26 protein-coding genes are annotated in these 21642 nt (G+C 43.6%); 5 read left to right on the top strand and 21 right to left on the bottom strand.

The genetic code is table 11. From position 1 onward, the window contains the following. Positions 1-119: 119 nt before the first annotated feature. From BMX45_RS19755 to BMX45_RS19735, 5 genes are read right to left on the bottom strand one after another with little or no spacing between them, the layout of a single operon-like run. Complete coding sequence (locus BMX45_RS19755) at positions 120-869, bottom strand: ABC transporter ATP-binding protein (RefSeq protein WP_090911159.1); 750 nt, start codon at positions 867-869, stop codon at positions 120-122. Further along, positions 862-1683, bottom strand: coding sequence for an ABC transporter permease (locus BMX45_RS19750; RefSeq protein ID WP_175495163.1), 822 nt, complete (start codon positions 1681-1683; stop codon positions 862-864). The genes BMX45_RS19755 and BMX45_RS19750 overlap by 8 nt, the downstream gene beginning before the upstream one ends. Then, complete coding sequence (locus BMX45_RS19745) at positions 1680-2225, bottom strand: nitrous oxide reductase accessory protein NosL (RefSeq protein ID WP_254778143.1); 546 nt, start codon at positions 2223-2225, stop codon at positions 1680-1682. The genes BMX45_RS19750 and BMX45_RS19745 overlap by 4 nt, the downstream gene beginning before the upstream one ends. A 35-nt stretch (positions 2226-2260) precedes the next feature. Beyond that, entirely contained in the window at positions 2261-3592 is a 1332-nt protein-coding gene (locus tag BMX45_RS19740; RefSeq protein WP_090911157.1) for a right-handed parallel beta-helix repeat-containing protein, read from the bottom strand. After that, positions 3589-3960, bottom strand: coding sequence for a hypothetical protein (locus BMX45_RS19735; RefSeq protein ID WP_090911156.1), 372 nt, complete (start codon positions 3958-3960; stop codon positions 3589-3591). The genes BMX45_RS19740 and BMX45_RS19735 overlap by 4 nt, the downstream gene beginning before the upstream one ends. A gap of 276 nt (positions 3961-4236) precedes the next feature. Between BMX45_RS19735 and BMX45_RS19730 the strand changes: the two genes are divergently transcribed. After that, a complete protein-coding gene (locus BMX45_RS19730; protein ID WP_090911155.1) occupies positions 4237-4866 on the top strand; it encodes an SCO family protein in 630 nt (209 codons plus the stop codon). Between the two features lie 198 nt (positions 4867-5064). Here the strand turns inward: BMX45_RS19730 and BMX45_RS19725 are convergent, their stop codons facing one another. From BMX45_RS19725 to BMX45_RS19680, 11 genes are all read right to left on the bottom strand, one after another. Further along, complete coding sequence (locus BMX45_RS19725; RefSeq protein ID WP_254778142.1) at positions 5065-5328, bottom strand: c-type cytochrome; 264 nt, start codon at positions 5326-5328, stop codon at positions 5065-5067. Positions 5329-6070: 742 nt separating this feature from the next. Next, positions 6071-6640: a S41 family peptidase gene (locus BMX45_RS19720; protein WP_175495162.1), complete on the bottom strand. Its 570-nt coding sequence runs from the start codon at positions 6638-6640 to the stop codon at positions 6071-6073. Further along, positions 6633-7067, bottom strand: a complete 435-nt coding sequence (locus BMX45_RS19715) for a hypothetical protein (RefSeq protein WP_175495161.1) — start codon at positions 7065-7067, stop codon at positions 6633-6635. Before BMX45_RS19715 ends, BMX45_RS19720 begins: the two co-directional genes overlap by 8 nt. A gap of 655 nt (positions 7068-7722) precedes the next feature. After that, positions 7723-7848, bottom strand: coding sequence for a hypothetical protein (locus BMX45_RS32155; RefSeq protein WP_302847926.1), 126 nt, complete (start codon positions 7846-7848; stop codon positions 7723-7725). 274 nt (positions 7849-8122) lie between these two features. Next, positions 8123-9217: a Ger(x)C family spore germination protein gene (locus BMX45_RS19710; protein WP_090911152.1), complete on the bottom strand. Its 1095-nt coding sequence runs from the start codon at positions 9215-9217 to the stop codon at positions 8123-8125. Beyond that, complete coding sequence (locus BMX45_RS19705) at positions 9214-10284, bottom strand: GerAB/ArcD/ProY family transporter (RefSeq protein ID WP_090911151.1); 1071 nt, start codon at positions 10282-10284, stop codon at positions 9214-9216. Before BMX45_RS19705 ends, BMX45_RS19710 begins: the two co-directional genes overlap by 4 nt. Next, positions 10277-11623, bottom strand: coding sequence for a spore germination protein (locus tag BMX45_RS19700; protein ID WP_090911150.1), 1347 nt, complete (start codon positions 11621-11623; stop codon positions 10277-10279). The genes BMX45_RS19705 and BMX45_RS19700 overlap by 8 nt, the downstream gene beginning before the upstream one ends. Positions 11624-11852: 229 nt before the next feature. After that, on the bottom strand, positions 11853-12710 hold the full coding sequence (locus BMX45_RS19695) for a class I SAM-dependent methyltransferase (protein WP_090911149.1): 858 nt from the start codon (positions 12708-12710) through the stop codon (positions 11853-11855). Positions 12711-12937: 227 nt separating this feature from the next. Then, on the bottom strand, positions 12938-13591 hold the full coding sequence (locus BMX45_RS19690; RefSeq protein ID WP_090911148.1) for a DsbA family oxidoreductase: 654 nt from the start codon (positions 13589-13591) through the stop codon (positions 12938-12940). A 247-nt stretch (positions 13592-13838) separates the two neighbouring features. After that, entirely contained in the window at positions 13839-14195 is a 357-nt protein-coding gene (locus tag BMX45_RS19685; RefSeq protein WP_254778141.1) for a MarR family winged helix-turn-helix transcriptional regulator, read from the bottom strand. 316 nt (positions 14196-14511) lie between these two features. Then, positions 14512-14964, bottom strand: coding sequence for a helix-turn-helix domain-containing protein (locus BMX45_RS19680; protein ID WP_090911146.1), 453 nt, complete (start codon positions 14962-14964; stop codon positions 14512-14514). An 837-nt stretch (positions 14965-15801) separates the two neighbouring features. Here BMX45_RS19680 and BMX45_RS19675 point away from each other — a divergent pair. Both BMX45_RS19675 and BMX45_RS31605 read left to right on the top strand, forming a co-directional pair. Next, a complete protein-coding gene (locus BMX45_RS19675; RefSeq protein ID WP_175495159.1) occupies positions 15802-16317 on the top strand; it encodes a small multi-drug export protein in 516 nt (171 codons plus the stop codon). A 59-nt stretch (positions 16318-16376) separates the two neighbouring features. After that, on the top strand, positions 16377-16655 hold the full coding sequence (locus BMX45_RS31605; RefSeq protein WP_217648127.1) for a hypothetical protein: 279 nt from the start codon (positions 16377-16379) through the stop codon (positions 16653-16655). 82 nt (positions 16656-16737) lie between these two features. Here BMX45_RS31605 and BMX45_RS19670 read toward each other — a convergent pair whose 3' ends face one another. The 5 genes from BMX45_RS19670 to BMX45_RS31890 form a co-directional block, all read right to left on the bottom strand. Continuing rightward, a complete protein-coding gene (locus BMX45_RS19670) occupies positions 16738-17709 on the bottom strand; it encodes an aldo/keto reductase (protein WP_090911145.1) in 972 nt (323 codons plus the stop codon). 22 nt (positions 17710-17731) lie between these two features. Next, positions 17732-18055 (bottom strand): MerR family transcriptional regulator, encoded by a 324-nt coding sequence (locus BMX45_RS19665; protein WP_090911144.1) that lies wholly within the window; start codon positions 18053-18055, stop codon positions 17732-17734. Between the two features lie 621 nt (positions 18056-18676). Beyond that, on the bottom strand, positions 18677-18994 hold the full coding sequence (locus tag BMX45_RS19660) for a phosphotransferase (RefSeq protein ID WP_090911143.1): 318 nt from the start codon (positions 18992-18994) through the stop codon (positions 18677-18679). A gap of 475 nt (positions 18995-19469) precedes the next feature. After that, positions 19470-19799, bottom strand: coding sequence for an HAD family hydrolase (locus BMX45_RS31895; protein ID WP_254778140.1), 330 nt, complete (start codon positions 19797-19799; stop codon positions 19470-19472). Further along, on the bottom strand, positions 19796-20110 hold the full coding sequence (locus BMX45_RS31890; RefSeq protein ID WP_254778139.1) for an HAD hydrolase-like protein: 315 nt from the start codon (positions 20108-20110) through the stop codon (positions 19796-19798). Before BMX45_RS31890 ends, BMX45_RS31895 begins: the two co-directional genes overlap by 4 nt. A 64-nt stretch (positions 20111-20174) precedes the next feature. Between BMX45_RS31890 and BMX45_RS19650 the strand changes: the two genes are divergently transcribed. Both BMX45_RS19650 and BMX45_RS19645 read left to right on the top strand, forming a co-directional pair. Then, positions 20175-20735 (top strand): hypothetical protein, encoded by a 561-nt coding sequence (locus BMX45_RS19650; RefSeq protein ID WP_071221803.1) that lies wholly within the window; start codon positions 20175-20177, stop codon positions 20733-20735. A 233-nt stretch (positions 20736-20968) separates the two neighbouring features. Further along, complete coding sequence (locus tag BMX45_RS19645) at positions 20969-21385, top strand: DUF3888 domain-containing protein (RefSeq protein ID WP_090911142.1); 417 nt, start codon at positions 20969-20971, stop codon at positions 21383-21385. Positions 21386-21642 lie beyond the last annotated feature (257 nt).

Raw genomic sequence — 21642 nt, 5'->3', positions numbered from 1 at the left:
TATAATGAATGATTCTGCGTATTATAATATTCAATATAAACTCCTCGCCCACTAGTTAGACAAAATCCTTGAACTTTTATCTCCTAATTAAAGCCTTAGAAAAAGTGGAATTGTCACTACTATAATTTATCTTCGTGTCTGGAGAATCCTCCAGAGATCCCAAACAACTCTCTAAATACTTGCTGCATCCCCTCGGTTTCGTTTGTTAGGTGGATGTCTTCCCTCTTCCTGTCCAGAATCACGTTCCCATCCCGTAAAAAAACGATACGATCCGCCAATGCTTCCGCAATTTCCAATTGATGCGTTGAAAAGAGAAGCGTTTGCCCATTAGAAACTGCTTGATGCACAAGCGTTACGAAGGTGTTCATCCAGAAAGGGTCCAGACCGTTGGTTGGTTCATCCATAATCACCAGTGGTGGTTCTGCTAACAGCGCTTGTGCAAACAACACCCGCTGCCTCATGCCCTTGGAGAAGGAAGCAACGGGTTTACTGCCTGTATCCGATAAGCCGACCATCGAGAGCACCTCTTTGGCGCGAGTTTTCCCAAGACCGCGAAGCCTTGCCCAAAACAACATAGTCTCCATCGCGGTTAATCCTGGACTAAAGCGATAATCATCCGGCATATATCCGATTTGACGAGCATAATTTTGTCTGTTTTCCAGCCAATCGTGACCGTTGACGGAAATGGATCCCCTCGTCGGACGCAGAATACCAGCCACCATGCGAAGCAACGTGCTTTTTCCCGCACCGTTCCCCCCGCACAATGCAACGGCCTCCCCGCGTCTGATATACAGATGCAAGTCCTCGATGGCCGTCTTTCCCTTAAACGATTTGTGAACCCCATCGAACCGAACCAGATGATTATCCACGACTTCTTCCCCTTTCCCATAAGCCAAAAGAGATGGCCAACATGGTGCCGATCCAGAGCAACATCACGCCAATAAACACCGGGGTTCCCCAATTGGAACGAATCCATACCATCCAATTGTAATACTCCGGCCCGAGCGTCGAACCTCCACCTAATTTGACAACGGTAAACAGACGCGTCAATTCTGCAGGATTAAGAAATGTCAATGTAGTGACAGCCGGTTTGATCCAGGGATATGGCATCATGCCGAGCAATGCGATGAGAATAGATGGCCATGCAATGATGGCAAAAAACCAGACGCCCACCGCGATCGTAAGTGCTTGCCAACGATTGCGGGCGATTGTACCGATCAGCATGGCTAATCCGAGGAAAAACAGGGATAAACCTATCGAAAAGACCAGAAGCTGCTGATAAGTCAAGAAATCAAAACCACTACCTGAAAGCCAACTGGCTGCTCCCGACAATCCAAATCCAAAGGAAACAATGGATAACAAGACGATGGAAAGCCCGATATACTTGCCAGCCAGTAAAGACCAGGTACCCAGCGGATAAGTTGCGAGAAGCTCCCAGTTGCCCTCTTCCTTCTCGCCTGTTAAGGAAAAAGAACCCAACATCAGCGCCATCAAAGGAAGCAAATATAACGCCAGGTTTAACATGGTGCCGCTAGTGCCGGAATATCCGCTTACATAACCTTGCGAGTTAATAATCAATAAACTTACCATAAACATGGCGAAAAGGGCCATGAATGAATAGGCCCATGGATTTCGAAATCCGATCTTCATTTCTCTTACGGCTACATAACCCATTTCACTCACGAGCCGTGTCCTCCGGTTGCTGGTTCCTCATCGGCGCTGTGGTTAGGCATATCATCACCATGCTCCTGATCCGGTGCATGATCATGATCGTGACCGTGCTCCCCTCCCATATCCATCATATCCCGATTGACCTCCCACGAGTGATTGGCGAGATCTTCTGCCGTCATGAGTTTACCTTTGCCTTGTTCTTCAATATAAGCTGTGGCATCCGCCTCTTGTTCAAACGAGACGATTCCATAAGCCATTGGTGTTTTATATGAAGGATCATAGGCATAGTATGCTTTTTCATAACGGAGCCACTGTTTGCTGTTAAAATCTCGGACGAATTCAGCGCCGATCGTATCGGTTCCGTTCTCTTTCTTCCACGTGTTTAAACAGCCGATATCATCGAATTTAAGCGATTGACCGTCCTTTGTTATGATTTGAGTCGCATATTGGTCGTCTTTGACGGCCATCTTGCAGATGACACATACATCTGTATTTTCGTTGATAGCCTGCGGTTCATACTTCTCTCCTCCGCAAGCAGATAATACCAGCAACATAGCTACCAAAATTAAGGTTAGTTGAATCCTTTTTCTCATGTATTTCGTCTCCTCATCGATAAAATTAAAATGGCTGTACACCCTAGCAGTATGAACCCCATAAGTCCGGTTTTTATTAAACCTCCCTGGTCTCCGTCTCGATAATCGTTACCGGGCGGAACCATTAGCGGGGCCTTATCCGTAGTCCAGCGATCTCGATCCGTCTGGTATAGTCCTTCCAGGAATACCATGCCCGGTGATTGAAATAACAATTGAAATGCTGGTCGCTTTTTTGTGAGCCCCTGGAAAAACGGATTCATACCATATGTAATATCGCTTATCCCGTCTCCATCCGCATCTATGCCTCGAAAATTGTCCCAATAATTCTCAGTAATCCAATTTTCCTCACTGCCTCGTGCCTGTGCATCTGACACATTACCAATAAATTGGTTGCCTTTGATGGCATTGGCACTTGACTCCAGCAACTGCATACCGACAAAATTGTAACTCACTCGGTTGTTCTTCAAGAAATTTCCGGTCGATAGTTCCACATACAGGCCAACCCGATTGCCATCAACCGTATTGTTTGTCACGGTCGTCTCGTGTGTGTCATATAGCAGAATTCCTTGCGAGTTTACGTTCTGGCTTTGCTTCGTGAACACATTCCCGACAACAGATACTTGTCGAGCAGTCATCACCATGGCTCCGGTCACATTTAGGTTGCCTATGTTTCGCTCGATGATGGTCCGATTTGTGTACATGCAGTGAACGCCATAACGAGAGCGTTCGATCACATTACCTGAGACGAGGATATCATCGCTGCTTTCCATATAAATGCCGTCATGAACATCACGAATCGTATTGTCGGTTATTTTCCAGCGATGCCCATTGAATATATCTACGCCATTGCCTTTGTAGGACATTTGCACGACGCCATCTGCAATCCAGTCGATCGTATTATTCGTCAAGGTACCTTCGTTAGCGTCACGTACTGAAATTCCATCTCCACCAGTCTGGATAAGCAGCCTGTCCATGACAGCACGATGACCCTTGACGAGCACAGTCGGCGTTTCCTTGACCATGACATCGGTGATACGGAGTCCGGCAATCGTTGTATTGTCAGCTTCTATCGTGATGGCCGGTAGGTCACTCATATTTCTCAGTTCTATCGTGCCACCTTCTTCCGGACGTATCGTCAACTGCTTGTTAATGGTAATTGGGCCTTGGTAATGGCCAGATTTCAATATAAGCGTATCTCCTGGCTTGGCTTGGTCCAATAAAGCTTGCAAATTAAGCCATTTGTCTTCTGCTCTTACAGGATTGCTATGTAATAACGCCAAAAAAAACCATAGTAAAGAAAGGGTCATCATGCTTCTTCTGACTGTCATTGCACCTCTACCTGTTTTTTCTTAGTAATATGAATATCTTCCTCGTACAAGTGTATAAAAACCGTCTGGTTCCCCTTTTCTGCAAAAGTAAACGATCCGCTAAATACACCATCCCCTTCATTCACAGCTTCAATGAGTATCGGTTTATCTCCAATCCGAAAATCAAAGGTAGCCTGTGCCTTGTCCGATACATTCATTCCAGTGAACAAAGCTTGTAAATCGACCTGGCTTCCCGCTATAACGGTTTCAGGTTTTGTAGAAAGCTCCACTTCTACAGCTTCCAAATCGACGGATTCCTCGCCCGAACATGCCGTTACGATACCTAAAAGGATAACCACTGCCATAAATGAAACTAATTTTTGCTTCATACCATCACCACCCTCCAACCCGTTGTCAATCCTTCACATTTTAGCAATTCAAATGCTTCTGTCCTATAACTCTATGGAGCCATTTCAAAGGTTGAAAATCGACAGATTTGTGACATGCAAAAGAAAACGAGATATACTCTATGATTGCTAAAGATCTAGAACCGAAAGATCATGGTAATCAAATGCATGACATAGCTCAATAGAGTCATAGAAACAATCCTTGATATTCGATACAATAAAAACCGCAATTTACCAATATAGCGAAGGAGAAAAAATATGATCCCTGTTCGCAAAGCTTCAAAGCGTTCGTATATTATTTTAGCTTTAATCATTATCACCATTGCCATCGGTTACTGGTTATTTGCATCCTTTTTTAAACCTGCTCTGCCAGTTAAAATGAATTCTCCTGCTTTCTCTTTATCTGATATACATGGAGAATCTGTAACTGAAGCACAATTTGACGGGAGAATACGATTGACGTCATTTATTTTCACACGATGTCCGGATATTTGCCCTGCGACAACCGCTAATATGGTTGCACTCCAAACCGAGCTTAAGAAGCAAGGACAGTTTGGCATTGAAGTCGAGTTCGTTTCCATTACATTTGATCCTGAGAACGATACACCTGAGGTATTGCAACAATATGCGGAGCGGATGGGAATTGATCAGAGCGGATGGACATTGCTGCGAGGAGATGAAAACCAAGTAAAAGATCTGGCTTCTCAGTATAATCTATCGATTGTGCGCCTCGATGATGGATTGTTCGCGCATTCCATCACCTCATTGCTGTTAATCGATGGTAAGCAGCGTGTGCGCCAGATCTACCGGATGGGTGAAGATATGAAGAATGGACAGATTCTAACAGATATCAAGACATTATTAAAAGAACAGCAGCGGGATTCCTAAATCCTGCTGCTGTTCTTAATTTTTTTGAGGAATTGTCTTTTATTCACATGCTTCTATGGGTCACGCCCGTTATCATGACTACTATCTTCAAAGAGGCTTTAACTGTGAATCAGTCTCATTTGGAATCATAAATGAATTTAGCAAAACCTTCGTTTAAAAATAACGATGAGCCTATTTTGTTCATTTCTCTTCTTTATACTACTTCTTTTCAGACAACCATGCAGAAATGGATGCTATCTCCTCTTCATCTAAACGCTTACCGAAGGCTGGCATGCCTCCTTGCCCCTTGGAAATAATCGTCGTGATTTCTTCCTCGGCAAGTTGGCTTCCTACTGTTTGCAAACTGGGTCCATACTTTCCTTGTAGCTGGCTGCCGTGGCAGGACAAACAGTTTTGCTTGTAAACCGATGGTATCAAATTTTCAGTTGTTTGCTGTATGCTCTTTAGTCGTTTCACTTCCACATGCTGTCAATAATCCAACGATAATTAATGCGCTCACAAATTTCCCGAAATTTTTTCTCACGTTGCCCTCCCATACCAATACTTTTCAGTTCCAATAGATTATTTTCTCTCAATTGTAAATAGATTAAAATGACTCCTTGGGGCTATATGTAAAATAATTAATAGTTCAATTTGGAGCAGCCCTTTATAAATTCACTATGTAATTATCGCTGCTTCCACTTTTTAAGATCACTCAACAATAGGGTTTATATTCTATGTGAATTAATAAACTGCCACTTTCCATTCAACCCTTTTTCCTTTTTACCTAAGCACTGGTTTCCCTAAAAAAGCAAGCGAACTTCTATATCAAGAAAGTTTAGAAGGACTTTTTAGACGAATCGGGAGTAAACTACCCGTTGGTTGATCATAACCACCCGTTGAGGCGGATGGTTTGCACTTGGGGTATACCCCCCCCCCCACCATTCATCTTTTAAAACGTTCGGTTTCTTTTCCATCGGCAGGCCGGTGATTCAGTGCCATCTTTTTGGTTCTTCTAAGGAGGCTCCCCTACAATGTAGTCACATTTACGTCAAAATCTCACAATGTGGCCACTTTTGTGCATTTTTTGATGACACAAATTAATCTACATAAAAATAAAAAAGCCTGATAAATCAAGCTTTTCTTAAATAATAAATGTAGACACTTTTGTGTCATTAGACAGGTAGCTGATCGCTCGACCAGCTACCTTCTCTCTTTATTCAACTTAATTTGGATGATCCAGTTGTTTCAATTGATTTTCCGGTTCCTTTGCTAGAAATCCATATTCTTTGCTATCTTGGTAGAAATTAATTACATAATTAAGAGCAAATTTGTATGCCGTTTTAAATGCTTCGTTTTGAGATGTCTTAACATCAGGCGTCACGCCTGTTCCCTCCCAATTTGTTTGGGTAATGGGATTAATCGCTCGTCCATCAGGAATAAAAACACTAAAGTGTTTCGTTATTTGATGAACGTTACCTGGGTTCGCTCCTCCAGCCGAAACCTCTCCGACTATGGTTGCGCGCTTTAAGTTTTTCAGATTATATGTAAATTCCTCAGCAGCGGAAAATGTTCTGTGGCTCGTTAAAATAAAAACGGGTTTGTTTCCATAATGCTTTCCAGGAACATAGGCTTGCGTCCAAGACTGACTTAAATCATTTTTCGCCCTCGAATAGACACTGTTTAAGTGAAAAGGTTCGGAATCATATAAATAACTTGTTATCAAGGCGACCATCGAAGGACTACCACCACCGTTGTTTCGTAAATCAAAGATAAGGGCGTCCGTGTTAGCCACCAAATTCATTGCATGCACTGCGGCCTCCCCTGCACTCAGGATCGTGAAAATCTCGTAGATCAATATAGCCGATATTCCCTCCAAGCCGTTCAATTCTGTGAAATCCATAATTATCAATCTTTGCATGAAGGAGATATTCCGCCTTTTGTTCTTCCTCGCTAATCATTTGATCGATAGATTTCTCTTGCTCGTTGTATCGCAATTTCAAATGCTTATCCTTGCTAATTTCCCGAAGTTCATTCGTAATTTGTTCACATAAAGCTTCGGGGGTTCCAATCTCCTCATAATCTTTTCTCATTAACTTTTGTTCCAAATGAATCCCCAATTCTTTGGCAATATCGGGAAACACATAATAATGATTTAATGTTTTGGCTAATGAACGTATAACCTCTTCATGATCCCAACTGCTCGACTTATTATCTTGCAAATAAATTCCCTTCCTTCTAATTTGACCTCTGAATGCAATGAATAAATTATACATTATATAGAAGGAATAAGATTCATATCAATTGCGAATCTGTCCACTCAAAAATAAATTTTTTGACCAAACATCTGACTTCGACACTACATTCTGCGATTTTAGCAATGAAGGAAGACATAAAACTATTCATATCTCCAACACATGAGAAATATCCTCTAGATCTTTTGGCTATTTTGCCCATACAGTTATCAAACGATCCTGCCATTAGCTTAATGAAATTGCATGGAAACATAGTTAGATACGTATCTAATCGGTAATCGGCTCATGTTCTTGTCCTTTTCGGGAATCGGTACAAGTTCTTGTCTTTGGTTCAGGACACGATCTTGTACCGTTAACATAAAAAAGCCGCTTAAATAGCGACTTTTAATGGGACCATGTTCTTGTCCCCCGACAGTAATAAACGTTGCCCGCTGTGAGCGACCCAATCCGATTACGTCTATTTGCTTGGCAAACGCTTTTGTGAACGTCCGTAGAACCAGTTCATTGTCGTCGTTGGCTGAGTTGGTATGCTACAATCTTATTCGTTGGATAAGTCTTTAACTGCCGAATGATACAGCCATTGCTCGCCTACCCGGTATTGAGTCACATCTGTCACCTACTTCTAGTTCGATTTTTTCGCCGTAAAGTCTCTCTTCAACAGATTCTCCGGCATACGCTCTCCAACTTGGTATGTCGTGTTAAAACGGCGTTTACGGCGAATATTCACTTGAAGCCCGAGTTTTTGCATCAGACGTAGCTCCTTCTTGGTTCATCCATTCTGCCACTAGAACAATTGGAACTGTCGGTAGCTATACTTTCCTTCCTAGCGGTTGTACGCTGAACGGATTAGCTGTTTCGCTTCGGCATTTTAATATGCTTAGTAATCACTTCTAGAGACACGAAAGAGCTGGCATAGTTTAGTTACTTGTCTTGGATTCACTGCTTGCTCGATGAGCGTAAAGCGTTCTTCCTTTCTTCCTGGATCCAGATCTCCTGAGCAACTCCCCCCTCCAAGTCGTCCCCTACCTGCTCTTCAGCATGCCCCCCTGGTTCTGGTCCTGATCCGTGTTTTTGAAATAGATTTCGTTCAACACATTCACTTCGACGTTGATCCGTTGTTTTAATGCTGGAAACCATTGGGACTTCCAAGCCGTGATGTCGCCCTCCGACAGTAGCTGACGATACAACAACCCTATGCCGAGCACATCTGAGCGGTAGCCCTTAATCTTCGCCAGCGTTTCATTGAATTTGCGATTCAGTTGCTCCCGCATTTCTTTTTCAATTTGAGTATTGTTCACGCCTTTGGGGCTCTCGGTAATGACGACGTTCAGGGTAATGTCGCTCGTAAGGGACGGGCCTTTTTCGGACCATTCACGATGATGCTTGATGTTGGCGTTCTCGATCAAGACACTCGTATTCCTTGCTAATTCAATGGTCCCTCCCGTATATCTTCCCTTGAATAAGTTGTACAAGAGCGTTTCTTCTTGATCGAGTGTCCCGATCATCCGATCTTCCTTCATGACGGCGGTTCCCTTGAAAACGAACAACGTATGTTCCCCGTTCTTCAACATTGGAATCGCCATCTCTTCCGAATAGGAGTTTAAGCTGCGATAAGCTTCCCAGATCCTGATGATGGATTGGTTCGGTGTCCAACCCGCCTCCTCGTTGAAGAAATCGTAGGACGAGACCTCCGGCGTCGGCGAAATCTCATGGTACAGCGTTTTCTCGAAATCGCCGTCCACCACCGCCACCATGCCCTTAATCGAGATATCGTTGGCTCGAACAGCAAAGTCGACGATATTATCGATTCCCTGCTCGGCCAACTCTTTCTCGATCAGCAGCAGTCGAAGATGTACAAGGACGATCTTTTTCTCTGCATCGGTCTGGATCAGGTCGATTGCCTTCGTAATCGACTTCGCTTCCTTTTCCAGAAACTGCGTGCGTCCGGAAGCGTTTGGCACTTGTAGAATGATTCGATATTTCTCCGTCTTCCCTTTCCCGATGCCCATGACTGCAGGCAGATATTCCTTGTTGATATCCTTCGTATCCCAGCAGCCGGACAGAAGCAAAGTTATAATGAACATTACGATCCCTTTTAAAAGCAGGCCGCGTCTCATCCGCTCACCTTCTTTCGGTGCTGGCGTGCGGCAAAATAGGCGATGATCGGAAAGCCAATCGTCGCATACAAACAGAAATACGAATTTACATATAGATAGCTGTTCAGCGTACCTGAGTTTGGCATCCACTGGCAGGCCAGATACAGAAGGACACTTACGACAGACAGTATCCAGCGACGATCCAGAATCGGAGCGAATAGCTGCTGCAAGATGGCCACCAAAATCCACAATAAGACCGATACTTTGATTACGCCAAGCCCGCTTGAGGACACCACATAGAAACTCGGTAGCCAATCGAATACTACCCATTCCAAATCAACGGTGTCCGATGCCATTAGCATCGGGTATTGCAAATGAAGCACGGTTTCTTGTCCGAAAATAAGCAGCGGAATATAAACCGAAGCCATCGCGAACATATAGATGATGCCGACCGCGGCAGCGGTTTTGCCAAATCCGATTTTTGTTTTGGTTGCGGTCATGCCAAGAAACAGAAAGCCTGCAAAAATAACCGTGCCGACGTAAAAATCGGAACGAAACAGAAAGGACAGGTCAGCATCCCATAGCGGAAATATGTAGTGAAAACGAAAGTTCTTGATGCTGATAAACATCGAGAACAGAATGAACGGCATGAACAGGAAGATCCAGCCCATGCTGGCCCTGACCATGACTACCAAGCCTTTCCATGCGCCATACAGGCACAGCAGGACGAACAAAGCGGAAATGGCGGCAACCGGCGTACGCTGCAGGAGCACAGCCTTGATTTCCACGGCCTGATAATAGGTCAGCAGGAGCAATTCGATGAGTAAGAATGTCATAAAAGGCAGCATGATCAGCCTCGTGATCCACGCGCCCATCGTTTCACGGCATATGTCGATCACCGTTTTTCCAGGGGCCAGCGAAAGAGCCTTCAGGTAAAACCACAAGACCCCAAGTTCTACCGCGAACAGCAGCGTAATGGCCATCCAGTGGCCCTTTGAAGTGGCGGCTATCATGCGTTCAGGAAAAATCGCGAAGATGGAAGCCAAGTGCAGCAGGACAAAAAGGGACAGCGTCGGGATTTTATTCATCCGGAACCTCCTCCTTTAAGCTGACGCTTAAGAAAGGAACCGTGCTAATCGTGAGCGATGCAAAATAGAGCACCAGCCAAATGATCGCGGCTTCCAGCCCCCAGATGCCAAAGAAGGCGCTCACGAACAGCACGACGTATTTATATATTCGAATGCCTGAGGCATTAATGTAACTCGTCAATGCGAAATTGGAAATGGCCGATGCCACAAGGATAATGATCAAGAGATTGCTGACCAGTTTGGCTTGAACGATCGCCTGTCCTAGCAATATGCCTCCAATCATGGTAATGGTGGGACCGATATTCTTAGGCAGCCGAATCGTGGCCTCAATGATCATCTCCAGCAGGATAAGTACCAGCAGCATTTCAATCAATGAAGGATACGGCACGCCCTCTCGGCTCTTCGCGACCGTAATAGCTAGTTGAATCCTTAACAGTTCCGGATTGACAGAATTAAGAACGACATAAAGTCCCGGTAGGACGATTGCCAGCACCAGCGCTCCCATTCGAAGGAAACGAAGGAAGATCTGAAACAAACGCGGATAATTAACGTCGAGGGTTGTGCTCCATAAATCCGCTACGATAGCAGGGAATGCAAAAGCAAACGAAAATTGGTCGATCAGAATGACCACTTTGCCGTTCAGCAATTCTTGTGTTGTTTCGCCCGGCAGTTCGGAAGAAATATAAGTCGGAGTCAAGGTGAATTGAGGATGCCCTAAAATTCGGGTCAGGTCCCGAACATTCGTCAGTTCCAGTCCCCGGTTGTCCTCCAGCTTCTTCATGATGGATTGTACTACCTTAGCCTGCGCAGTCCCTTCCAAATAAACAACGGCCAGTTTTTTGGCGGACTTTGTACCTGTAGAGCGCGTTTCGATCACTAGATTATCGGAAATCATCTTCTTCCGCAACAAACCGATGTTGGTATCGATGTCTTCTGTAAATGCATCGAACGACGACTGGAGCGGATTCTCGCTGTTCGGAATCGTCACCGATCGGGACAGTTCTGGCACTAACGGATCGACGACCACGGATAGGCGTCCACCGAGAAACAAGATCATTCTTCCATGCAGCAAAGCCTCGCTATATTGAGATGCCTTCCAAGAGGACACATCTATGGCCCAACCGTTCGAATGAAGGAAGGAGCCGAGCTCCTCACCGGGTGCCAATTGATTCATCATGGTGAACGTGCTCTCAATGTCGACTAAGGAATTCAAGTAATAGGCAGAGCAAGCTTCGCCAGCCACCTGAAGCTGCTTGCACGCAAAATCGGAGCTCTTGCGAAAACGTTCCTGAAGCTGCTGCTCCATTCGTTCAAGTGTATAGCGATCGGTCCGTTGCAAATTTTACCACCTCTTGCGAGATAGTATGTCGTTCTGAAGCAGGGTTTATGCAGCTGGAAAGCGATGTTTAGCAGCCATTCGGGGTTCCTGATGCGTAAATTTCGTGTCCGGTAATCCGCCAAACTCAAAATGCATTCTCTTGAATGTGTTTTTTTATTGTCTCAAGTTATGGGTCAGTCCCAATATTAAAATGCAGAGAAATTGGGTTTTTTACTTGATAAACTTAACTCTAAGTAGTCGCTACCAGGAACTCCTCTCCTCTTGGTAGCCAAATGCCATCGTTTCGTCCGGTAAAGTAGCGCTGGTTAAGATCGGACGAGGATACATTCCGAACTTCTTGGAAACCTGCCTTTCGGGCCATCTCCAACATCTCCGGCGGCGTAAAGAAGCTTATGAAAGGCGTGCCGCTAGCTCGTGCCCCTTTCTCTGCCGTATCAACCTCAGAATTCTCCTCGAGTTCCGTCGGCTCAAAAGGCAACAAAAATGTCATGGCCAGCGTGGAGCCGGGGGCGAGTTTCGCAACCTGACGCAGCGTCGAAGTGATCGCGTCCTTAGTGAGATATTGTGTGACGCCGGTCGAGACCACCACAGCTGGACGGCTAACGTCGAAACCAGCGTCCCTCAGTTGCTCCCACCAGGACCAGCCTGCTTCGAAATCGACTGGAACGAAGCGCAGCCACTCGGGGTTGCCAAAGCCAAGATCAATTAAACGTTGTTTCTTCCACGCCTGTGTGCCAGGTTGGTCGACCTCGAAGACTCGTATCCTGGAGGCGATCTCCGGTCGGCGCTGTGCAAAGGTATCGAGGCCGGCGCCGAGGATTACATACTGAGTGACATCGTGGTCGACCTTTTCGGTGACCAAATCCTCAATGAACCGAGCACGGGCAACAATGGATCCCCGGAATCCTCTGGAAAACATAGGATCCATGTCAGGTCGTTGTCGCCATTCATTATCCGGGTCAACCAGTCGTAGACCAACCTCATCTATAAGCACATACGGCGGTGAATCGACAAGAACATGCAAAGCTCGCCACAATGCAACCCGGACTGCCGTATGGTCAGGTTCAGTATATTGCTTTTCATGCATAATGTTCACTCTCCTCCTTTCGTGTGGATCACTCGTTTTAAAATCTTTTTTAGGCATTTTACCCTATCATCTGTCTTGCATAACTACATCCATAACCAATTGGGTCTTCTCTATCTTCTATTAGTGGATCGATGTGCACCAGAACCGAATTAGTACCCTACCCACTCTCCTTTACAGCAATGAAGATTGAAGTCATTACTACTGGATAGGCATTATATTATCATCGTTTACAGACAATGATCATCCATCCTGCAACTTTCCCCTTCGGTTTTAGACAAATCAGATGTATCTAACTCTTTTTGAATTGCCATTTCAATGGCCTCTTTACGATGGAACCCTTGGAGCACTTGGTTACCAATGATATAAGTGGGCACGGCTCGAACTCCACTTTCATAGTAAGCATGATGCAGCGCTTTCTGATGAGCTTCTTGGTAACGTCTTGTCTCCAATGCTTTCTTGAATTCCATTTCATCAAAACCAAGTTCAGCGGCCAATGATATTAGTACGGAAACTTTACCGATGTCTTTTTCCTCCTGATAGTAGGCGCCAAAGACACGATGAATATACGCTCCTCCCTTCCCATGCGCCTTCGCATATTGATACCCCTCAAAAGCCAGATGGGTATAGGGATTGGGTGAAACCGGAGGTAGATTCATGGTAACGCCAAGCTCTTTAGCAATTGGGAAGATAATGCTTTTTATCCCGCCTGACTTCACCGGATCGTTTTTGATATCAACTGTCGGCCCTGGGCTGGGACTCAATTCGTAAGGCATCCACTCGATTTCCACATCTTTATCTTTTATAGCCTCTGCTAGTGGAAATTTTCCGACAAAGCACCACGCACAAACAAAATCGGAATAAGCTTTAATTTTCAAAGTCATTGTTAGTCCCTCCTCGTATTTATTACTCAGTTGACACTTCGCTATTCACTCAGCGGAAAACGACCTGCATTGTGGAAACTCGCCCACATGTCGGTCAGCATAACGGACAAACCCTTGCACCATGTCGGCCAAAACAATTACGACCATAAAAGTTTTTTTCCATGCATCTGCTAGACTAAGATAGGGGTTACCACCTCCACCATCTATTGTTTGTGCAAGCAATTAATTTATAAAATCAAATGATTGCTCATTCGACTTTTTCAAGCTGGTTACTTATTTCATCAAGACGGAGGGAAAGATTATCCCCTTCATCTCCCATTATGGCTGTGTATCGGTCCCTCAGCTGCTGCCAACCTTGGTGTATGACATCTTCAAGTGCCCTACCTTTATCCGTGATGTAAATTAGTGACAACCGACCCTCCACCCGGTTGTGCAGCAATCCTTTGGCTGCAAGCTTCTCAATGACACGCGTCACGGTGGAGGGCTGGAGATGGAGGTGCTGACCCAGTTCCTTCTGGGAAATCCCGTCTTTCTCATACAGTGTCATGAGCAGAAAAGCGGCGGTAGGAGACAACCCTGTTGCGGCAAACGAGTCCTCGGCCATTTTGGTGAGGATCCTCCCAAGACGGTTAACTGTGAAGTATAAACACTCTTTGAAGTAAATATCCAGCATTTCGGTACCTCGTTTCTTTAATTAATAATTGTTTGCTCACACAAATATAACCTAAGTTCAGATTAATGTAAATATAGGTACTTCCTCTTCATTTGTCTAGTTGTAAAGATTACAGCATAAGACACTGGACCAATAACGTTAATGTTTCAACAAAATGTAGAAAAATCCCGAACCAGAAAACTTTGCCCAGAAAAATAATTAATCGCTACATGCATCTCTAACGGCAAGGTTTTTTTATGGTTTCATCTCAATCTTGTTTGTATTGTTCCTTAAGCATGCTTGAACCGATTCCCGCGATAATCATTAGAATCAGGGGTCCAAGATTCCAAAGAAGTTTCCCACCAAGCAGTGTAATGTCCAGCGAAGCAATTTTGTTCAGAATGAGAACGCCTAATTTGACCATCAGAAGAACAACACCTACTAAAAATAGAACATCGAATATGAATTTTAATCTCGGATGAGCCAGTTGCTTACCTTCTTTTATCACCTGTTTTGTCAATTCTTCATCACTCCTTAATAACTCATCGATCGTTAAACCAAACAGGTCGCTTATTCTAATAATAATTTCAATGCTTGGGTAGTTCAGACCATTCTCCCACTTCGAAACTGATTGTCGACTCACAAACAACTTCTCGGCTAACTCATCTTGTGTCCAGCCCTTTTTATTTCTCTCAGCTTTTAACTTCTCTCCGAAGATCATAGCAGCACTGCCTTCCTATAATTTATAAGCTAATATTAGTGTGACCGAATGAAAATGAAAAGAACTTTTTGGTTACTTCACCTCGCAACCCCAGGTTGCAACCTGAAATTGAAGATGAGATGACTCCAGTTTTTTTGTGAAGAGCTATCTGAAGAATGAGATCTTCAAATTAATCCGCGAAGCACAACTGCAACCTAACATCCAGTTCAATTATGTGGATCCAGTAGATAATGTAAGCTATTGTGTTACTGCAGATGAGAATAAACTTACTGTATCTGTAGTTAATTGGGGACCCCTGCCGAATGCAAGTTTGTATCCCGTTCTCACCGATTGTTTATGGGGAGCCAGATAAGATTTTTACTAAACCTTGGTACCGAGATGAACGATTCATGTATTTGGTAATGTATTGGGAAGGTAATTGGGGTATAAGTATCTTTCATTGAACTTTGTGGGGATAGGTTAGGCAATTCACAGTACTTTCAATCTGGAAATGAAATTATCTATAACTGAAGGTAAATGTCAGGATAAAAAATTGATGAAATAATATCAGTGGATGACAATTCACTATGATAAATGAAGCCATTAAAAAGCAGCCCGATTAAGAGCTGCTTTTTTTAATGTGCTTATTCATGAATTTGCTTTGCAATCTCCATCAATTCTTCAAGTGTGGCAGTGTTGGAAATTATACTGAACAGGCGGTCATTCGTAATCAGATGCACAAACAGATAACAACGACTTGCCAACTTCAGCAGGTTTATTTCCTATGGCCATTTTTCTTTATCCTTGCTATGCGCATTATATGCGCTTCAAAAATATCATCACACGGGAGGGCACTATATGATCCAGGAACTTCGCGAGTTCTATTTAAGTTTAATACCCGGACTGGAAGGAAATTTATTTTTACAAATAGCAAGCATCTATATTCTTTCATTAATTACGTTTTTTGAATCCTACGGCGCAATACCATTGCTAATCGTTCTGGGGTTCCCTTCGATACCCCTCATTTTATCCGCGATTGCAGGTAATATCGTATCCGTAATGGCATTTATCTGGGTCGTTAATAAGCTCCGCTCGAAAATTGTTAAGATAAAGAAAAATAAAGGACCAAGTAAACGCGCAATAAAAGCAAAACGATATTTTGAAAAATACGGAGTTCCAGGCGTCTCCTTGGCAGGTATTTTGTTAGGATTCACATCTCGGCCGGCGATCCGGCGTAGGTCCTTCTTTCCTGAGCTATTTCTTAATATCCTTAGACGATTGCGTAAACTGGTGAAACAAGAATTCCACAACAGACGGCAGAACTTTATGTCTCTGTTGGACAAAAGCAGAATGCTTGCGGTGTTTACGTCATAGCCCTGAGATTCCAAGCGTTCCTTATAGAGGCGGTTGCCCCCATGGAGATCAGGAGTTGCATGACCGTTTCAAAGGGTATCTTTTTCTTTCGAGTACAATCTTTTTCAGGTTTTTTGACAAAAGGTGCAGATACGACTGCACTTTCTCGTATAAAGGATGTCGCATTTCTTTTAGCGAATTCGGCTACTCATTCATTGGTGAAACCTCCTCATTTTTTCAAGGGGCTTCACCACACACCTTCATCTGCTTGTCAACTTTTTATTCGTTTGCGTAAAAAAAGAGCGGGCTATCTTTTCGATAGCCTGCTCTTTTTTTGTTATTTGGCCAACAGATACTGATTAGCTCGGTAGAAGTTCTTGTCCTTGGCTCGGGACAAATGGTCCACGGAGCCCGTGGACCACTGCTTCTTCTGATTATAGTCTAGCCGCCCAGCAGCGTCATCTGTTCTTTCATATAACGCGAGCCGTGAACGACATTCTTGGGGCTGACCTGATCGATTCGTTCGAGGTCCTCCTTCATGAGAAGGATATCAGCCGCGGCCGCATTTTCCTCCAGGTACTTGATACGCTTCGTACCCGGGATAGGCAGCGCCCCGTTGGCAATCGTCCAGGCAATGGCCAATTGGGATGGTGTACAGTTCTTCTCCATAGCGATCTCCTTAATCTTGTCGACAACCTCAATGTTCTTCCGGAAGTTGTCTCCTTGGAACCGCGGCATCCATCTGCGAAGATCGTCGGCGGCCAGATCCTCGAAAGTGCGAAGCTCGCCGGAGATAAAGCCCCTGCTCAGTGGACTGTAAGCCACATGGGTAATCCCCAGCTCTCTTACGGTGGGGAGTATCTCCTCTTCTATGTCACGGCTCCAGAGCGAATACTCACTCTCTAGCACGGAGATCGGATACACGGCATGAGCGCGGCGAATGGTGGAAGCGGAAGCCTCGAACAGGCCGAGCGCCCGAACTTTGCCTGCCTTGACCAAGTCTGCCATCGCTCCGACCGTCTCCTCTATCGGGATTTGCGGATCGACGCGGTGTTGGTAGTATAGATCGATGTAATCCGTATTTAAACGGCGAAGGCTATCCTCCACTACTTTCTTAACGTAATCAGGATGGCCATTGATGCTCTCGTAATTTGGGGTGTACGAGAACTTGGTGGCGATAATGGCTTGCTCGCGGCGCCCTTGAAGAGCACGGCCGAGCAGCTTTTCGTTATGCCCGTTCCCGTACACGTCCGCGGTATCGAACATCGTGACGCCAATGTCCAAAGCGCGATGGATCGTTTGGATTGACTGTTCGTCGTTAGTCTCCCCGTAAATGCCTGAGGACATTCCCATAATTCCCAGTCCGATCAAAGAGACGAGGATATTGCTATTGCCCAAAATTCTTTGCTGCATTTGTTAATCCCTCATTCTATGTTTATTGTCGCTCTGACTCCTCCATTTTGATTAACAACTGGCTCTCGGATGGGATTCTCCTTTTCTCGATGTCTTCGTATATCGACAGTTTGTTATTGACGGCGTCGAGCGCAAGATCCACCATCTCCTTCAGCAACGACAGTTTCATCCCTGTCGCCCGGAAACATGTCATCAGCCGGATCCAATCTAGGTGATCTTGTTCGAACAGTCGATTCCCGTTCTTATCTCTCTTAATGTAAGGGAGCAATCCCTCCTTCTCGTAAAAACGAATCGTATGAGCCGGGCAACCAAGCCGCTCTGAAGCTTCTTTGATCGTGAATGCCATTGGCCGGATCGCTCCTTATCGGTTATTTTCAGACGGAATCGGCTGGTTCTTCCTCATCCTAAACCTTATAGTACACTTTAAGGCAAGCGTTATTTTGGGAGACAGCAGTTAACGTCTGAACTACTGGTTATCAATTATAATGCCCATCATTGACCCTATTTACGGGGGGTGGGCTGTGAAATCTGGAGCTATAATAGATGCACCTTCGGCGTTAAAATACACACAATGTTCGTTCCAATATCGTTTATTTTCGGAATCCTTCTTGCTTACTCAATGGACACTTCGTGCATCTGAGTGTTCTACCAAACAAAGTCGGCACTAAATTGAGAAAAAGGCAGCTGGATTAAATACTCGCTGCCTTGTTCCACTAACCTGCCCGTTAGCTTAATGAATTGCATGGAAACACAGTTAGATACTTATCTAATCGGTAATCGGCTCATGTTCTTGTCCATTACGGCAATCGGTACAAGTTCTTGTCCTTCGACATTTTATAAGATCTCAAACTTCGTATATTTTTCAGCCCATTCCGAAAAGGGAATTCTGTCATCCAAGTTACCTCGCCAATTGCCTTGGCACATCCCCAATCCAACACTCTTTGATGAAGCATATGAACTTTAAATCTTATTTGAAGCCTTCTTTGTCTTCACAACGATTGAAAAACTCTCTGATAAAAAGCTTGGCCAGTTCTTCTTCATCTTCATCTATATACATGATAACTATTCTTGGTAGGTCAGCTATGCCATCGCCAAAATATCCGGTTGTAAAATCAAAGATTCCACATAACATCCAGTCCTCAGTTGATCGTTGAACCAGCACATTATCAGCTTTAAAGTCGCCCATTACAAATGTCGGTGAATTTAAAGCATTAAACGATTCTTCACACATTAATAATAATTTCTCTACCCATTCAATATCTTTGGGAGTAATTACGGAATACATCTTCGCATCTTCCAACCAATATCTTATCCGATCGTAAAGCCAAGTTTTATAGGTGCCCGTAAATAGTCTAATACGAACTTCGTAAATTATTCCAATTGTAGAGTATTCGTGAATTTATTAAACTATCCTGCCCGTTAGTTTAATAAAAGGACGTCTGCCGCCGTCGATGAAATTATATCGAGAATGTAACCATGTTCTTGTCATCAGTCGGGAATGTTATCAAGTTCTTGTCATTGTGTTTTGACAAGAACTTGATAACATAAATGTAAAAAGCCGCATAATTAGCGGCTTCTAATGTTACTATGTTTTTGTCACCCGACAGCTAACGCACCATTTAAGAGTGGAATAATGGGATCTGTTCAATTGACAGATGATGCCGCACATGGCGCATCATTATCAGGATCACAGTACGCGCCGCCGCCCGCACTGTTCTTCACTTTTAAAGTGAGTAAGGGACACGCTGGCGAATGCTCTCTCAGGTTACATTCAGGATAATGTCCTTTAGTTCAATCAGAGTCTTGATTCGATAGCTGGCCTGTGAGAAGTCATGTGTTTTTGTGAAGTCGTTATGGACAATAGCACAGTCGATACCAGCCGCCACGGCTGAGTTCAACCCTCTGTTTGAATCCTCTACAACCAGGGTCTCTTCTTTGGTAGCTCCGAAGTGCTTTAAGCCAGTCAAGTATGGTTCCGGGTGCGGCTTGGTGCGCCCGTAGTCTTCGCGAACAAGGACGAATTCCATGAATTGTCTAATTTGGCGCTTTTCATGAATAAGTTGAAAATCCGCACGTTTTGCAGTCGTCACGATGGCATGCGGACGTACTTTGACAGTTCGGCTAGAGCTTCAACAACGCCTTCAATCTCTATGGCTTCTGTTCTTAGATATTCCTGATAATAGACGTTGCGGACCTCACGTTGCTTGCTGATGGTCTGTTCATCAATACCTGCCGCCCTAGCTTGGGACCAAGTACCCAATGACTGGGTCATGTCGCGGAGGTATTGATCTTTATCCAAGGTAAATCCAATGTCAGCCAGAGCACGTTCTCCTGCTTTGTAATACCAGAATTCAGTATCAACCAGAACACCATCATGATCGAAGAGTATGTACTTTTTCATTGTTTCGTTCTCCTTTACCCTTATTGATTAAGTTACAACATACCTTTAGTTTTTGGAGTAGTTTATGCTAAATATAACCACATACATTGAAAAGAAGACTATAGATTCTTTTTACTTTAGTCAAGATAATATTGAAGACTATTTTATTTCATTGAAAGATAGTTTATCAATCCAGGTGGCTAACAGACAATTAAACAAGCATAAAGGCCATAAGTTAGATGGTGTAGTAAATATTAAAACGTCTGATACTACAATCACCAACTTTATGGATTGGGATGATATTGACTTGATGTGGATCGGTGTTTTAGAAATGACTTTGGAATATAAAAAAACGGGTTTTGGAGAGCACATTATGGCCATGAATAGCCATGAGTGGAGTGTCAAAAGAATCATTACAAAACCAGAGAACAAGATATTATTTAGAGTAAAAAGAAATCCGTTGATTTTTGAAGGTACAAACCTTTACGAAGCTTACAAAGAGACGAAAAACATTGTTGTTGAAGAAGAATTTTTATCTGAAATTCTTAAGGCGGCTAATGAGTTTATTTCTTTTAGGGAAAAACTATTTAAAATTGATAGTCTAGGCAGATTAAAAGCAGTAATGTCTGAAATACAATCTTATTAGGCCAACTAGTAGATTTAATTTAACAAGTGGCATAAAAGGATCTCCCAATTGGAGATCCTTTTGACTTTGTGCTTTAACAACCAAGTCTCCTACTCTTTGGATGAGCCAATTGAATAATAAGATATAGTCTAGGCTGTAATTCAGAAGCGTATTTGGCAAACACATACTTTATTCAGAAAAGGTAACAATATAATTAATTTATTTGATGAAGTCGTTAAGAGGTGTATTGAAAAATGAAAAGGATCCTATTCACTTTTATGCTATCCCTTGTTTGTATTAATAGTTTTCAAACAACAACCTTTTCTTCAGACAAACCAACTCATGACTCTGAAGAGCTTAGGTTACAGGATATGCTTATGAACTTGCTTTCTCCTTTTATTGAGAATGATTTGCATAACTATTATTATCCGAAGATTTTTAGTGATTTCTCACCTGTTATCGCTCCATGGAAAATTGAAGTGATTGAAACAAGAAGGGTAAATCATTTCCGTGGCTTTATATTGGAAATTACATTTGAAATCGAACCTACCGATGGTGGACACTGGATCCCAATAGGGAAGGACCGAATGACCTATGAAATTTCTTCTGGACCTAGGGTTAAATTGATTAATCATACTCACCTAGCTACATATAAATATCCTCCAGAATAATTACACAATTATATTTTGCGTATTATATTATTCTGCCCGTTAGCTTAATGAAATTGCATGGAAACACAATTAGATACTTTTCTAATCGGTAATCGGACCATGTTCTTGTCCTTTACGGCAATCGGTACAAGTTCTTGTCCTTGGCTCGGGACAAGAACTTGTACCGATAACATAAAAAAGCCGCTAAAATAGCGACTTCAATGGGAATATGTTCTTGTCCCTCGACATTCACATTGCCAACAATCGGCAATACTTCA

The sequence above is a fragment of the Paenibacillus sp. cl141a genome, assembly GCF_900109305.1.
Classification (GTDB): Bacteria; Bacillota; Bacilli; order Paenibacillales; family Paenibacillaceae; genus Paenibacillus_AQ; species Paenibacillus_AQ lautus_A.
This window is presented reverse-complemented; position numbering and strand designations above follow the sequence as displayed.

What these genes read in the sequence shown, in the direction of transcription:
- BMX45_RS19745 (WP_254778143.1), bottom strand. Translation starts at nt 2,225, where the DNA reads ATGTTGCTGGTATTATCTGCTTGCGGAGGAGAGAAGTATGAACCGCAG.
- BMX45_RS19740 (WP_090911157.1), bottom strand. Translation starts at nt 3,592, where the DNA reads ATGACAGTCAGAAGAAGCATGATGACCCTTTCTTTACTATGGTTTTTT.
- BMX45_RS19735 (WP_090911156.1), bottom strand. Translation starts at nt 3,960, where the DNA reads ATGAAGCAAAAATTAGTTTCATTTATGGCAGTGGTTATCCTTTTAGGT.
- BMX45_RS19730 (WP_090911155.1), top strand. Translation starts at nt 4,237, where the DNA reads ATGATCCCTGTTCGCAAAGCTTCAAAGCGTTCGTATATTATTTTAGCT.
- BMX45_RS32155 (WP_302847926.1), bottom strand. Translation starts at nt 7,848, where the DNA reads ATGCAAAAACTCGGGCTTCAAGTGAATATTCGCCGTAAACGCCGTTTT.
- BMX45_RS19710 (WP_090911152.1), bottom strand. Translation starts at nt 9,217, where the DNA reads ATGAGACGCGGCCTGCTTTTAAAAGGGATCGTAATGTTCATTATAACT.
- BMX45_RS19705 (WP_090911151.1), bottom strand. Translation starts at nt 10,284, where the DNA reads ATGAATAAAATCCCGACGCTGTCCCTTTTTGTCCTGCTGCACTTGGCT.
- BMX45_RS19695 (WP_090911149.1), bottom strand. Translation starts at nt 12,710, where the DNA reads ATGCATGAAAAGCAATATACTGAACCTGACCATACGGCAGTCCGGGTT.
- BMX45_RS19690 (WP_090911148.1), bottom strand. Translation starts at nt 13,591, where the DNA reads ATGACTTTGAAAATTAAAGCTTATTCCGATTTTGTTTGTGCGTGGTGC.
- BMX45_RS19685 (WP_254778141.1), bottom strand. Translation starts at nt 14,195, where the DNA reads ATGGCCGAGGACTCGTTTGCCGCAACAGGGTTGTCTCCTACCGCCGCT.
- BMX45_RS19680 (WP_090911146.1), bottom strand. Translation starts at nt 14,964, where the DNA reads ATGATCTTCGGAGAGAAGTTAAAAGCTGAGAGAAATAAAAAGGGCTGG.
- BMX45_RS19675 (WP_175495159.1), top strand. Translation starts at nt 15,802, where the DNA reads ATGATCCAGGAACTTCGCGAGTTCTATTTAAGTTTAATACCCGGACTG.
- BMX45_RS31605 (WP_217648127.1), top strand. Translation starts at nt 16,377, where the DNA reads ATGACCGTTTCAAAGGGTATCTTTTTCTTTCGAGTACAATCTTTTTCA.
- BMX45_RS19670 (WP_090911145.1), bottom strand. Translation starts at nt 17,709, where the DNA reads ATGCAGCAAAGAATTTTGGGCAATAGCAATATCCTCGTCTCTTTGATC.
- BMX45_RS19665 (WP_090911144.1), bottom strand. Translation starts at nt 18,055, where the DNA reads ATGGCATTCACGATCAAAGAAGCTTCAGAGCGGCTTGGTTGCCCGGCT.
- BMX45_RS19660 (WP_090911143.1), bottom strand. Translation starts at nt 18,994, where the DNA reads ATGTATTCCGTAATTACTCCCAAAGATATTGAATGGGTAGAGAAATTA.
- BMX45_RS31890 (WP_254778139.1), bottom strand. Translation starts at nt 20,110, where the DNA reads ATGAAAAAGTACATACTCTTCGATCATGATGGTGTTCTGGTTGATACT.
- BMX45_RS19650 (WP_071221803.1), top strand. Translation starts at nt 20,175, where the DNA reads ATGCTAAATATAACCACATACATTGAAAAGAAGACTATAGATTCTTTT.
- BMX45_RS19645 (WP_090911142.1), top strand. Translation starts at nt 20,969, where the DNA reads ATGAAAAGGATCCTATTCACTTTTATGCTATCCCTTGTTTGTATTAAT.